Here is a 13,053-nt window from a genome sequence, read left to right as displayed (position 1 = left end):
CATTCCGGGTACGTCCTCGGCCGAACCGTAGGCGTGCCGCAGCGCCGCCCAGTCGATGGCGTCGAGACCTGCGGGAACGTCGCTCATCAGTGGCTCTCCTCGACCTGCTGCGAGACCACGAAGTCGCCGGCGCAGTCCGGACACGTCGCCCGGCCGAAGAGGTACGTCAGCCCGCGCGCGACCTCCTCGTGCCCGGCCTCCGTCGCCGTGCGGTGCAGGCGCGCGGGCATCGCGTCGAGGGTGGCCGGATCGGCGGGCAACAGCGCTGCCTTGACCGGGTCCGCCGTCGCATGGTCGCCGGACGGGGCGAAGCTGCCGTGATCGCCGAACGCGATGAAGAGCGACGACGCGCACGTGGGGCAGTCGACCTCGTACTCCCCCTCGAACAGGCCCTCCAGCCGCCCGGCGCTCCACACGCGCTCGCCCTCGAAGGCCAGGACGCACTGGAGGAGGTACACGAAGGTCGGACGGTCGTCCGTTGCCGCGTCGAGGAGGTGGCGGGCCACCGGGAGGAGGGCGTTGATCTCTGCGGCGTACCGCGCGCTGTGCTCGTCGTCGGCCGCCGAGGCGATGAGGCCTGCCATCAGGACGGCGTCCTGCGGTGCGCCGGGCGCGCCGCCTGTCACGATCGCCGCCAGGTACGGGAGGGCGAGGAAGCTGTCCTCGTACACGGAGCCCTGGTGACAGAGGTCGTCCCACAGCTCGCTCCAGACCTGCCCGTCCTCCTCACCGCCCAAGCGGGCGAAGGCAGCGGCCAGGTCATCGGAAGGGCGCACGATCAGGCCGACGTATTCTTCCGGACCCGGCTCCCGTACCGGAGGGCGGCCCCGGTCGAAAGGGCTGGGGACCGTGTGGGACACCGCCGACGCCGCCTTCGAGACCGACCTCCCAGCCGCCCGCGCCCACCACGAGCCGCACCGGATGCGTGCGGCCCCACGGCACGGACCTGGTCGCGGGCACCGAGCAGCGTGGACGGCCCCGGGGACGTCGGGCCCGTCGGCGCCGCCCTCGTCGACGATCTCGACGGACAGCTCGCGCTGCCGCCACCCGAGTGTCACCCGGCGGTGCCGGGTGCCGGCATGGCGTACGACGTTGGTCACCGACTCCTGGACGACCCTCGACGCCCGGAGCAACCGATGGGCGGCCCACACGGGACCCGGGACGGAGGACCTGCCCGGCAGGGCGGCGACCGCCCTGGCACATCGAGTACAGGACGGTGAGGCTGCGCAGGAGGGCCTCTCGGTCGGCCGAGCCGGAAGCCGGGCGGCGCACGTCCCACGCCGTCTTGGACAGCGGTCCCGTGTCGCGGAGCCGACGGCCCTCGGGGGTGAGGGACAGCAGCCGAGCGCGGCGGTTGGTGGGGGCAGGCCGGCGGGTCAGAGGGCGGGGGACTCCAGGTCGTCGGGGACGGCGATGATCCGGGTCTCGTCGGCGAGGCAGTGCCGGCACTCTGGCCGGCGTAGGGCGAATCGTCATCTAAGATTCAACGCGGCCGCAGGGCTGTGACTATGGCTGTGCGCCACGACTGGGACACGGTCAGCCAGGCCGATCGACGAGAGCGACCTGTTCAGAGCTTTGGCCCGGACGGGGCCGCATGATGCTGATCATAAAAATCCCGGGGAATCGGGTGATCGCCGGCGTGCGTCTCCGCGGTGTGGGGCGCCCAGCCCGCCCGCTGAGGAAGAGAAGACCCCCAGGGAGAAGTGAGGTATGGCAGTGATCTGCGTCGGAGGCATGATCGGAATCGGCAAGACGAGTGTGGCCGAACTGCTCGCCAAGGAGTTGGGCAGCGAAGTCTTCTACGAGAGCGTGGAAGACAATCCGATCCTTCCGCTCTTCTACACTGCGAGCCCTGAGGAGATCCAGGCGAGGCGCTACCCCTTCCTGCTCCAGCTCTACTTCCTGCAGACGCGGTTCGCCTCGATCAAGGAAGCGTACAAGCAGGGCGACAACGTCCTCGACCGGTCCATCTACGAGGACTGGTACTTCGCCAAGGTCAATCACGACCTGGGCCGGATCAGCTCCCTCGAGATGCAGGTGTACGAGGGGTTGCTGAACGAGATGATGCGCGAAATCGACGGCCTGCCCTACCGCAAGGCACCCGATCTCATGGTCTACCTCAAGGCAGACTTCGAGACGGTGCTGCACCGTATCGGCCTGAGGGGCCGCGATTTCGAACAGGACGAGAGCCTCGTCGAGTACTACCGGACCCTGTGGTCCGGCTACGACGACTGGGTGCACCAGTACTACTCGGCCAGCGAGGTCCTCGTCGTCGACATGAACCACACCGATGTGGTGAACAACCCCGACGACGCGGCCCGCGTGGTTCGGGAGGTCAAGGACGCCCTGGCCACAGCCAGGCACCGAGCCTGAACACAGTGCGTATCCCTTGAACATGCGCAACATCATGGACCTGGACCTGGACCTGGACCCGGACCGGACCCGGACGGCGCCCCCGGCACGCACGACGCCATGGGCGCAGACTCCGACGGCGTGAAGTCACCGGTCGAGGCCGCGCCGGCGGTGGTCATGACTGGTCCCAGGCGTCGATGGTCAGTTCCTGATCCGCGGGGCAGGCCGCCATGCGGTCGGGGTGCAGGGTCACCTGGCGGGGGTGGTACGGGGAGCCGGCGGCGTTGGGGGGCGCGCCTCCGGCGAGCAGCGGCAGCACGTCTGCGGCGCGGGCGGTGTAGCGGCTGGGGTAGCCGTTGCCCGACAGTTGCCGGGCCTTGCCGGCCTGGACGAGTGCCGTGAGCCAGTCGAGCCCGTGCATACCCACCTCCCAGGACGCCAGGGTCGCTTCCTTCCGGGCGTCGTTCGTGGCGCGGTCCCGTTGTTCCGGGGCCTGGCTCGATATGATGATCATCCAGCCGAGCATGTGGGACGTCCCCTCTGTTTCCGCCACCGGTGGTCCGTTTTCCGGCGACCACATCTCCGATGTTACGAACGAACGGGCTTCAACCCATCACGATCCGGGGCTACTTCGTGGAACCTGCCGGAGTTCCGCGGCCTTCGTGGTGCAGCTCAGGCCAGGCCGGCTCCGATGGCGAGGCGCACCGCGTCGGCCCGGTTCCGGATGTCCGCCTTGGCGAACAGGTTGTTGATGTGGGTCTTGACGGTGGCCTCGCTGATGAAGAGTCGTTCGGCGATGGCCCTGTTCGGGAGGCCCTGGCCGATGAGCGTGAGGACCTCCCGCTCGCGGAGCGTGAGGTCCTGCGGGAGGAGCTTCGGCTCGGGTCGGTGGGTGTGGACGGCCGCGAGGAGCCGGGCTTGCACCTCGCGGTCGAGCACCGACTGGCCCGCGGCGGCGGCCTGGATCGCCCGGGCGATGTCCTCGCGGCCCGCGTTCTTCGTCAGATAGCCGCGGGCTCCCGCGCCCAGTGCGCCGAGGATCGAGTCGTCGTCGGCGAAGGTGGTCAGGACGACCACCGCCACACCGGGGTGTTCCGCGCTCAGGCGGCGGGTCGCCTCGGTTCCGTCCATGCCGGGCATCCGCAGGTCCATGAGTACGACGTCCACCGGGCCCGCGGCGACGGCCGCCAGGACCTCGTACCCGTCCGTCGCGGTGGCGACGACGTCGATGTCCTGGAGCAGCGAGAGGACGGTGGCGAGCGGTTCCCGTACGGCGGCCTGGTCGTCGGCGACGACCACCCTGACGGGCCTGGGGACGTCCACGGGTTCGCTCATCGCGGGATCACCGCTTCCACCTGCCAGCCGCCCGAGTCCGGCCCCGTGATGACGGGTCCGGTGGTGATGGTGCCGCCGAGCAGGGCGATGCGTTCGCGCATTCCGATCAGCCCCATTCCGCTTCCGGTGGCCGCGGTCACCGGAAAAGTGGCGGGCCGGTTGCGGATGCTCAGTACGGTCGACTCTTCGGCGAAGGTCAGCTTCATGGCTACTTCGCCGCCGGGGGCGTGTCGGGTGGCATTGGTCAGCGCCTCCTGGGCGATCCGCAGCAGGCACTGCGTCGACTGCGCCGACAACTCGCGGACGTCGCCCGCGACGGTGAGGGCGTCGTGGTGGCCGGACGATTCGAGCATCGCGGTCAGACTCTCGCGCAGCGGCAGATGGTCTTCGCGCAGCGCGTGCACGGTCCACTGCGCCTGCCGGAGGCTCTCCCTGACCAGGCTGTGCGCTCTGCCGTTGGCCTCCCTGATCCTGGCCAGGTCTCCGGTGTCGACCAGCGCGTCGACCAGTTCCAGTTGCATGTTGATCCCGGCGAGCGAGTGTGCGAGTACGTCGTGGACGTCCCGGGCGATCCGGGTGCGCTCCGCCAGTACCGCCGTCCGGGCTTCGGCCCGCGCGGCCTTCTCGGCGGATTCGGCCGCCGCGATCGCCGCCCGAGTTGCCTGCGCGCGGCTTCGTGCGGCCATGCCGGCCAGCACGGCGGCGCCGGTCGCGAGGCCCACGACGGACGTCGCGTACTGGCCCGGACCGGCCTGGAGGTACAGCACACCACCGCACAGGAGGCTGCAGAGTACGGCGAGGACGAGGGCCGGTCTGGTGTCCAGGCGGGACCCGGCGAAGGCGACGAGGAAGAACGCGAAGAGGTAGGACGTCCCCGAGCGGCTGGTGCCGATCAGTGCGGCCGCTGCCAGTACGCCGAAAGCCAGCCATACGGTGACGAGCCACTCGGGAAGGGCAGCCTCGGGCACGAGCCGCACCGCCAGCACCGCACAGTTGATCACGAAGAGAGCGACGACGGCCAGGCCCCGGCCGCTGAGGCCCATCGGCCGGATCGTCACGATCCCCGCGATGACGACCGCGGCGGCCAGCACCCACTGGGAGCGGGCGCCCCGTCCCCATGGGTCGCGCGGACGCCATCCGGCCACGCCGACGGGCCGGTCCGTCCCTGGTGCTGGCATGCCGCGACCATAACTCACGGTCAGACCCTGCCACCGGCAGCGACGGCGGTCTGCGCAGCCGCCGCGGACTGCTGTGTGCGCGTCAGCAGCCGGCTCCGGACGAAGATCGTGGCCAGCCGGGTGACCACCTCCGTCAGGGCCATCAGCACCAGCGCGGCAACCCACGCCTGCGCGCCGGTGATCCGGTGGTCCACGCTGAACCGCGCGATGCCGGCGGCGCCGCCGTGGTCGACCCACAGCTGGAAGCCCAGCCGGGCTCCCATGCCGATCACCCACAGGGCCGCCGAGACCGCACCGGCCTTGATCAGGACGTGCCCGTCCGCGCACCGCATCCAGGTGAAGACACCGCCGCCTATGCCGAGCGCCGCGCCGACACCCATGAGGGCGCCGATCAGGACGAGGTCGTTGCCGCCCGTGGGGACGGTGTCGAGGTAGCTGAATCCCACGAAGGTCACGATCCCGAGCGGGAGCAGGTAGGACTTCGGGGTCAGCGGGCCTTCGCGCAGCTGCCGGAAGACGATCAGGATGAGGGCGATGTCGGTGATCCATGTGGTCGTGTTCATGTCCTCCAGCCTGCTGTGAGCAGGAACGCAGCGCCTGGACCCACGGGTGGAGACAGGGGGTGGAGATCCACGGACGGGGAGAGGACCGGGATCGCGGACATGCGGCAGCCGTGCCCGAAGGGTCACGGAAGTGGCCACCTGGGTGGATGACCGCGCTCGGGGGCGCTCATAGGGTCGGAGCACCGGCCGGCACACCGTCCCGGCATGCTGCCGGACGGACCAGCTGGTCTGCGCCGTCCGCTCCGGCCGCGCTGTCCGCGCCGATCACCGCGTCCCACACGGCACGCATCTGAGGGAGATCAGGGGCGGTTCAGGGACCACGTCTGCAAGGTATAGGGCCGCCCCTTCTCCTCGCCTTCGATCAACGGGACGTCGAGCAGGCTGAAGCCCGCCCTCATGGCGACCGCAACGCTGGCGGCGTTTTCGGCCTCCAGCTCAAGGATCACCTGGTCCACGCCCAGCTGCTCGAAGGCATACGCAGCCATCACCCGCACTGCACGTGCAGCCAGTCCCCGGCCGCGGTGGGCCGGTCCGACCGCGTAGCCGAGCTCCGTCCCTTCGGGGGCACGCCGCAGCATCACCTCGCCGAGGGGTTCGTGGCCGTCGAGGGTGATGGCAAGCAGGACGACCGTGCCTTCGGCCCGCATCTGCCGGTCCCGTTCCAGCCGCGCGCGGGCGGCCACTTCGTCGAAGGGCGAGACGATTGGCGTCCAGTACGCGACGTCGGGGTCGTCGAACAGCGCGGGCATGGCGGCCAGGTCTGCCTCCGTCCAGTCGCGCAGGACGAGGCCCTCCCCGGTCAGTTCCATACGATCGGGAAAGGACGACGTGGTGCTGTTCATGGCGGGGTGGCCTCCCTGGTCTGCTGTCGATTGGGCAGAATATCTGCGGAGTCATAGGCTCCGCTCTGCCCCACGCCTCGAACCCCGGTGGGGCGATGTGGCCGGTTCTTCTCAGGCCGGCTGCTTGCTGCTCTCGATGATCCTGGCGAAGCCTTGCTGTCCATGACCTGCCTCGATCTGGCATTGGACGAGCCGCTGGGGAAGGCGTCAGCCTCCTCAACTCCGCAAGTACGGTTGACCAGTATGGAAGAAGACGAGCCGGTGCATCGTGAGGTGCACCGCGCGGCCCCACCGAAAGTCGAGTACTCCCTGACCGAGCACGGCGTCCCCCTCAACACCGCCTTGGCCTCCCCGGGACGCTGGGGCACAGGACGCATGCAGCGGATCGGCGCCGGCGGCAGGGTTCCCGGGGCGGTCAGGCCGTGGCCGGGCCACGGCCTGACCAGGTAGTAGCCCTGCGCGGGCTGTACCGTCCCGGTCGTCTACGGTCGGGGCGGCCCGACCGGCGCGACGGCCCTGCCGCGCAGCAGCTTCTTGTCCGGCTTGCCCGCGTCGGTCAGGGGCAGCGCATCGACGAAGTCGATACTCACGGGCTCGTACATGGCGCCCTTCCTGTCCCGCACCAGGACGCGCAGCTCCTCCTCGTCGACGTCGCCGCCCGGCGTGCGGACGACGACCGCGTGGACCCGCTCCATGAGGTTGGCGTCGGGGACTCCGAATACTGTGCTGTGCAGGACCTGCGGATGGGAGTTCAGCACGTCTTCCAGTTCCACCGTGTACACGTGGCCTCCCACCACCACGATCATGTCCTTCAGCCGGTCCACGATCGTGACGTAGCCGTCCGAGTCGACGAACCCGATGTCACCGGTGTGGAGCCAGCCGTCCCGCATCACCTCCGCGGTGAGCTCGGGCTGCTTCCAGTAGCCCTTCATCACGTGCGGGGACCGTACGCAGATCTCGCCGTGCTCGCCTGCGGGCAGGTGCCGTCCGTCGGGATCACGGACGGCGACCTCGACGCCGTCCATGATCTTCCCGGCGGTTCGCAGCAGCTCCGCACGCTGCGGATCGTGGTCCCGGGGGGAGAGCATGCTGATCGCGCCCGCTTCGTTCTGGCCGTAGAACTGGTTCAGTACGGGGCCGAAGCGACGAACCGCGGCCGCGAGGCGGGTCGGGGAGGAGGCGCAGCCCCCGTAGGTGAGCATGCGCAGGCTGGAGGTGTCGGTGCGGTCGACCTCGGGGTGGTCCATCAACCGGTAGAGGAGCGGCGGCAGCAGGAACATGTGGGAGATGCGCTCGCGCTCGATGGCGGCGAGCACCGCACCGGCTTCGAACTCGTCCAGCAGGACGACGGTGCCGCCGCACCGCAGCGTGGCGTCTGCCATAAGGCCCGCCGCATGCGCGAGGGTGGTGCACACCAGGGCCCTGACCTGCCCCTCCTCGGACCAGTCCGGTCCGATCGACACCGACTGCTCGAAGGTCGTGCAGATGGCCTTGGGATGACCGGTGGTACCACCGGTGTGACGGATGGTGCAGATGTCCTGCGGATGCGCCGAACCCGCTAAGACCTCCGTGGACTCCTCGGCGGCGAGCTGCACCAGGTCCAGGCCCACGCCGGTGCCCCCGCCGAGGACCAGCACCCGTTCCAGCGGCACCCGCTGGGCCAGGTCGGCGGCGCGCGCCCCGTGGGCGGGGTCGGCGATCAGCGCCCGGGTCTCGACGTCCCGGAGTATGCCGGCGTGCACGTCGGCCGAAAGGCCCGCGTAGAGGTGGTTCACGGCGCAGCCGAGCAGCCCGGCGGCGTAGCGGGCCGCGATCGTCTCGGGAAGGTTGCCGGAGAGGAGGGTGACCGTCTGGCCGCGCCTCACCCCCTGGGACCGCAGCGCCCGGGCCATGCCGTGGACGAGGCCGCGCAGTTCACCGGCGCTCACACGCCGGCCCCGGTGTACCAGGGCCTCACGGCTCGGTTCCTTTTCCAGGGCGTCAAGAATCTCTTCCACGTGGCTGTGGAAGTGTCCGGTGGTGTCGTCCACATCAATTCCTATTGGTTGACTTGAGCAACTAGTGGTGAGGGTAGCGGGTCGTTGATCCACACGCCCAAGCCGGACGCCGACATCCAGCCAACGTCCGCACCCTCCTCCGCGTCCGTCACGAGCGCCTGAGTCCTGCGGCCGACGCGCCCGGAGGCGGTCACCGGGTGCGGAGGCTGCCGCTGTACACGTCCGTACGGTGGTGTGGTGCGCCGGAGTGGGTCTCGGTCAGCACCGCCCGCACTCCCTTGCCGTCTGCCACCAGACCTTGGTAGTCGCCGAGGAAGTAGCCCCCGGCGAACGGCGCCTGCAGCCAGTCGAAGACCCGCGAGATCCGTCGTTCGGTCCGGAGTTGCCTCTCTCCGTGCGGCAGCGTGGCCAGCTGGCAGGCGGTGGGCAGGGTGGTGGTGTCGCCCGGCTTGAGGAAGCGCAGGTCGTAGTAGGTGAGCGCGACCGTGCCCCGCTCGTCGACCGCGATCGACGGGGAGAAGGCCGGCACGCCCTCCGGGCTGATCAGCTCCGGGGCCCCCCAGCTGCGTCCGCCGTCGGTGGAGCGCACCAGCTGAACGGAGTCGAACCCGCCGCCGGAGAAATCCGAGCCCTCGTAGGCCATGTACAGCGTGCCTGTCTTCGGGTCGACGGCCGGGCTGGGCAGGGTGGCCGCGGCGCGCAGCAGCTTGGTGGGGTCGTTCGGGTCGGCCTCCGGCACGGAGGTGTCCCGGGCCACGGTGGCCGGGGCGCTCCAGGTCTCTCCGGCGTCGGTCGAGTTGACCACCGCGTAGTGGGCTTCGACAACGGTGCTCAGGTCGTCGGAGTAGGTGATCTGGTCGAAGAAGTCGTGCAGGGTGCCGGTGCGCCGGTCGACGACGATCACATGGCCGATGGTCTGTGTGTTGGGCGCAGTGCTGGTGTCGACGAACGGCCGGGCCTCGCTCCAGGTGCGGCCGCTGTCGCGGGTGAGGGAGATGTAACCCGGACCGTCGAGGGAGCCGGGGCCGGGTGGGTCGTTGTCGAGGCGGTCCCAGACCTGGTAGGCGGTGCCCTTGCGGATCGGGTCGGCGGTGAGTGAGGGCTTGTCGTTGAAGAACGGCTGCTCGTCGACGTGAGTGGTGGTGAGGTTCTGCCAGGTGCGGCCGCCGTCGCGGGACGTGGCGGCCAGGAGGGCGGTGCGGGTGCTCCTCGTGAAGTCGACGCCCTCCCCGCCGGCGTAGACGGTGCCGTCCGGTCCGGTGCTCACCCAGGGGTCGGAGGCCCGTTCGAAGTCCGCGCCGCCCGGGGCACACAGGCTGAACGGCAGTGTGCTCCGGCGGAAGGTGTGACCGTCCGTGGTCCAGCCGGCCACCAGGCCGCGGGCGGCGCCGTCGTTCCAGCGGTCCTGCTGGAACACGGTGACCACGCGCTTGGGGTCGCGCGGATCGACGGACAGGTACGGCTCGACCTCGGTGCCCGGATAGACGACGCTGTCAGGAGATCTCGCGCCGATGGTGCAGTCCGCGTACGGGTCGCCGTGGGACACCTTGATCAGCGGTGCGCCGCCGGGGCTCGGGGCTGCCGCGGCGGGAGTCGCGCCGGTGACCGTGGTGAGCAGGAGCGCGGCGGTGGCGACAGCGGTCAAGGGCAGGAAGACGCGCATGCGGGATCTCCTCCGGGCTCGGCGGCCGGGGTGCGGGACCGCCGTCATCAGGGCGGCGTGGGGCGCGGAGGCATACCGGAACGCGGGGGTGGGACGACTCCGCTTGATCCCTTTCGGCGTCGTGGCCGGTGCCCTTGATGGGCCGGACGACGGAGGCCTCCCCTACGTCGTCGAGGAGCACGGCGGGACCGTCCGGCGGGGCAGCGTGCTCGCGCCTCAGCGACCCCGCACACCGAAACAGCCGCCGACCAGCAGAAACCCGCAACCTCCGCTGCCTCCCACATCGCCGTTACGAAACCGGGAGATCGCAGCCCGCGACCACACCGAGGGCCCGTACCCGCCGGGCCGGGGCTGTCCGGCCTGCGTCGGGCCTACCGAGCCGGGTGATGACCGGTGAGCACGCGGCCAACGGCACGACCGGGACCGGCTGAACGAGGAGCAGCGTGCCCGGCTCGGCGAACTCGGGGTGAAGGAGGTCGTGCGGGGGCGTAGGGCCCCGGGGAAGGCGGCGGCGCGCGGTGCTCGTCCATCAGGACAGCACGACCGGATGGCCGGTCAGATGCACGCCCGCGTGCCTCATCTCGTCGATGGCCGTGCGGGTGCTGTCGGGAGCGACTCCGGCGGTGTAACCGAGCAGGACGCGCACGGCGAAGCCTGCACGGATGCCGTCCAGTGCAGTGGCCTTCACGCAGTGGTCGGTGGCGATGCCCACGACGTCCACCGCTGCGACCTTGCGGTCGTGCAGCCAGTCCGCGAGCGGGGTTCCGCCCTCAGTCGCGCCTTCGAAGCCGCTCTTCGAGGCCGAGTGGGCGCCCTTGTAGAACACCTCGTCGACCGTACCGTCCGCGGTGACGGGCGCGAAGTTGGGGTGGAAGTCGCCGCCCTCGCTTCCGACCACGCAGTGGACCGGGAACGAGTTCGAGAAGTCCGGACGGTCGGAGAAGTGCCCGCCCGGGTCGATGTGGTGGTCCCGTGTGGCGACCACATGCGTGTACGCGCTGCCCGCCGAACGCCGCACCAGGTCGGCGATGGCCGCCGCCCGGTCCGCACCGCCCTTCACCGGGACGCTGCCGCCCTCGCAGAAGTCCTTCTGTACATCCACCACGATCAGTCCACGTCGCACGGCTCGTCCTCTCTGTCGCCTGATGCCGGCCCGCAGAAATGATGTGCACACAAACCTGATGGTCGTCGGCAGCGCTGGGCCAACTGCCCCGACGGGCCCCCCAAAGGGTGGCCGGCCGGACCCCGCATCGGCGCCGGTGCCGCTTCACCACCGCGAGGCGGTCAAGAGGGCACTGGCGGAGGCCCTCGACCGCATCGTCAAGCGCTGACCCGACGTACCTACAAGGTTTCGCCCGCCCGTTCGAAACACTGCTGGTCGCCTGCGGCCAGGTCAGCCGCGTATCTCTTCCATGAGCCGGAGGGTGCACGGGGCATGGGCCTTGCCGGACCTCGGCAGGAACCAGAACGACCCGTCCCCATCGCGTCCCACGATGTACGAGGTGCCCTTGAGGGAGTCGGGCCGGTGGCTCTTGGCCAGCTTGCCCAGCTCGACGAGCGCCTCGTCCCGTGTCCTGTTCCCGTTCAGGCGGCGGACGACCTTGATCTGCCGACGTGATGCTGCGTCGTCGGCGGTGAGCGTCTCCTCTTCGACGATCAACCAGACGGGCATCGCTCAGTCTCCCTTCGTCCCTGTCGACGGGCTACTCCCGGCAGCCCCATCTGGCACACTCGCCGCTTCCTTCGCACGACTTACATCTGGGCATGGTGCGGTCCTTCCGGGGGCTCGGGAGTTCGGTGGGTGGGAGCGGAGCGGGTCAGCCGACGACACGAAGCGTCCTCGGCCAGCCGTTGCGTTCCAGCAGGCGGAACATCTTTTCGTTGTAGGTCTCGTAGTGCTGTCCGACCGTGTACGTGCCGTTGGGCAGCCAGCCGCGGCCCGTCGCGCACTCGTCGGTGGTGATCCCTGACCCTGCCCGGAACTCGGCCAGCACATCGCTGCCCTTGCGTGCTCATCGGCGTTACTCCTTAGGTGAGTTCGGGCGGCCCGCGGTGATCCATGTCGCTACGGTCGACGGATGCCGATGCAGTCGGTCGCAGGGGCACGAGGGGTGATCTGTGGGGCCGGCGAGCCGTGGGGCTTGGCGAGATCCAGGATTGAGGGACTCCTGGCAGCACTACCAGAGCGGTGGGCAGGTGCGGTTTCCCGCATTCGTCCCGCTCTCGTCCCGTCGCCGCTGTACTGCATTCACCTGCGGAAACGCCGGAACCGGGATGACGGAGGGACAGTGACGGGAGACGGGGACATGCGCGAGGGTGCGGGAGCCGAGTCGGATGAGGGTCCCGATGCGGCCAGGGCGGTGCTCGCGGAGAGGCTGCGCTCCGCCTGGGAGGCGTCGGAATCCAAACTGCCGTTGGACCGGCTGGAGGCGAAGCTGAAGGAACGGCTGCGCGGCCAGAACGTGAAGGGGTTAGGCCGCTCGTCCGTGGCCCGCTACATGGACCGCGGACACACCACCCTGCCCGACAAGCGCGACGCGGCCCCGGACAGCCCAGTCGGCGTCTCCGCCTCCGCAGCTACGGGACCCGGCCCGCTCCCGGCAGCCGCTGTGACCCCCACTCCAAGCGGGGTGGAGAAGGGCTCCCTCGGTGAGGACAGCCGGTGCGGCGCCCTCCTCAAGGGGCCCCGGGCGGTCGTCTGGCGCGTGTGCGCGCGTGTCGAGCAGGACCGCGTGTCCTTCGCCCTCAAGATCATCAACGGGGGCCAGGCCGCGACCAAGGTCAAGATCCGCCTGGAGTATGCACAGGCCACCGAGTTCCACCGCTGCCCGAACACGTCAGGCGCCCAGGTCCTCAACATCCCGGCGGGGCAGACCCTCCTCACGGACCCCGGCCAGTGCGCCACGCCCCGGGAGGACGTCCCCTTCGCCTACCAGGGGGTGGGCTGGGTCCTCCCCGAGGACGCGAATGCAGGCTCGTACGAGCTCTCTCCCACCGCGCACGTCTACCCCAATCGGGTCATCTGGAAGCCTAATGGGAGCTACGGAACCGGGGAATGCTCGGTTCCGTAGCCGCCGGTAGGTGAGCACTTTCGACGCCGGAGCCTTCGAGCTCTGAGGTCAG

General features: G+C 70.0%; 14 protein-coding genes. 3 read left to right on the top strand and 11 right to left on the bottom strand.

Going from position 1 to position 13,053, the window contains the following annotated elements; genetic code table 11:
* Window positions 1-86: 86 nt before the first annotated feature.
* Window positions 87-776, bottom strand: coding sequence for a hypothetical protein (locus ABTY04_RS36035; protein WP_352217668.1), 690 nt, complete (start codon window positions 774-776; stop codon window positions 87-89).
* 934 nt (window positions 777-1,710) lie between these two features.
* On the opposite strand from ABTY04_RS36035, the gene ABTY04_RS36030 reads away from it, so the two are divergent.
* Entirely contained in the window at window positions 1,711-2,373 is a 663-nt protein-coding gene (locus ABTY04_RS36030) for a deoxynucleoside kinase (protein ID WP_352217667.1), read from the top strand.
* Window positions 2,374-2,527: 154 nt separating this feature from the next.
* Here ABTY04_RS36030 and ABTY04_RS36025 read toward each other — a convergent pair whose 3' ends face one another.
* The 5 genes from ABTY04_RS36025 to ABTY04_RS36005 form a co-directional block, all read right to left on the bottom strand.
* Complete coding sequence (locus ABTY04_RS36025; protein WP_352217666.1) at window positions 2,528-2,866, bottom strand: hypothetical protein; 339 nt, start codon at window positions 2,864-2,866, stop codon at window positions 2,528-2,530.
* Between the two features lie 158 nt (window positions 2,867-3,024).
* The gene (locus tag ABTY04_RS36020; protein ID WP_352217665.1) at window positions 3,025-3,687 is read right to left on the bottom strand and encodes a response regulator transcription factor; all 663 of its coding nucleotides are present in this window, start codon (window positions 3,685-3,687) and stop codon (window positions 3,025-3,027) included.
* The gene (locus tag ABTY04_RS36015) at window positions 3,684-4,865 is read right to left on the bottom strand and encodes a sensor histidine kinase (protein WP_502996788.1); all 1,182 of its coding nucleotides are present in this window, start codon (window positions 4,863-4,865) and stop codon (window positions 3,684-3,686) included. Before ABTY04_RS36015 ends, ABTY04_RS36020 begins: the two co-directional genes overlap by 4 nt.
* Before the next feature lie 20 nt (window positions 4,866-4,885).
* Complete coding sequence (locus tag ABTY04_RS36010; protein ID WP_352217664.1) at window positions 4,886-5,428, bottom strand: hypothetical protein; 543 nt, start codon at window positions 5,426-5,428, stop codon at window positions 4,886-4,888.
* 299 nt (window positions 5,429-5,727) lie between these two features.
* Window positions 5,728-6,270 (bottom strand): GNAT family N-acetyltransferase, encoded by a 543-nt coding sequence (locus ABTY04_RS36005; protein ID WP_352217663.1) that lies wholly within the window; start codon window positions 6,268-6,270, stop codon window positions 5,728-5,730.
* A gap of 162 nt (window positions 6,271-6,432) precedes the next feature.
* Here ABTY04_RS36005 and ABTY04_RS36000 point away from each other — a divergent pair, with 162 nt between their 5' ends.
* A complete protein-coding gene (locus ABTY04_RS36000) occupies window positions 6,433-6,720 on the top strand; it encodes a winged helix-turn-helix transcriptional regulator (protein WP_352217662.1) in 288 nt (95 codons plus the stop codon).
* Window positions 6,721-6,752: 32 nt separating this feature from the next.
* Here the strand turns inward: ABTY04_RS36000 and ABTY04_RS35995 are convergent, their stop codons facing one another.
* The 5 genes from ABTY04_RS35995 to ABTY04_RS35975 all read right to left on the bottom strand — a co-directional run bounded on the left by ABTY04_RS35995 (window position 6,753) and on the right by ABTY04_RS35975 (window position 11,924).
* Window positions 6,753-8,300, bottom strand: a complete 1,548-nt coding sequence (locus tag ABTY04_RS35995) for an AMP-binding protein (protein WP_502996787.1) — start codon at window positions 8,298-8,300, stop codon at window positions 6,753-6,755.
* Window positions 8,301-8,457: 157 nt separating this feature from the next.
* On the bottom strand, window positions 8,458-9,930 hold the full coding sequence (locus tag ABTY04_RS35990) for a sialidase family protein (RefSeq protein ID WP_352217661.1): 1,473 nt from the start codon (window positions 9,928-9,930) through the stop codon (window positions 8,458-8,460).
* A gap of 529 nt (window positions 9,931-10,459) precedes the next feature.
* The gene (locus tag ABTY04_RS35985; protein ID WP_352217660.1) at window positions 10,460-11,053 is read right to left on the bottom strand and encodes an isochorismatase family protein; all 594 of its coding nucleotides are present in this window, start codon (window positions 11,051-11,053) and stop codon (window positions 10,460-10,462) included.
* A 270-nt stretch (window positions 11,054-11,323) separates the two neighbouring features.
* Window positions 11,324-11,602 carry a hypothetical protein gene (locus ABTY04_RS35980; protein WP_352217659.1) on the bottom strand — a complete coding sequence of 93 codons (279 nt, stop codon included), beginning with the start codon at window positions 11,600-11,602 and terminating at the stop codon, window positions 11,324-11,326.
* A gap of 145 nt (window positions 11,603-11,747) precedes the next feature.
* Window positions 11,748-11,924 carry a hypothetical protein gene (locus ABTY04_RS35975; protein ID WP_352217658.1) on the bottom strand — a complete coding sequence of 59 codons (177 nt, stop codon included), beginning with the start codon at window positions 11,922-11,924 and terminating at the stop codon, window positions 11,748-11,750.
* Window positions 11,925-12,218: 294 nt separating this feature from the next.
* Here ABTY04_RS35975 and ABTY04_RS35970 point away from each other — a divergent pair, with 294 nt between their 5' ends.
* Window positions 12,219-13,001 (top strand): hypothetical protein, encoded by a 783-nt coding sequence (locus tag ABTY04_RS35970; protein ID WP_352217657.1) that lies wholly within the window; start codon window positions 12,219-12,221, stop codon window positions 12,999-13,001.
* The last annotated feature ends 52 nt before the right edge of the window (window positions 13,002-13,053 follow it).

It is taken from the genome of Streptomyces sp. NPDC097981, from assembly GCF_040302565.1.
Taxonomy (GTDB): domain Bacteria; phylum Actinomycetota; class Actinomycetes; order Streptomycetales; family Streptomycetaceae; genus Streptomyces.
Note: the sequence above shows the minus strand (reverse complement) of the source record. Positions and strands in the feature narration are given on the sequence as shown.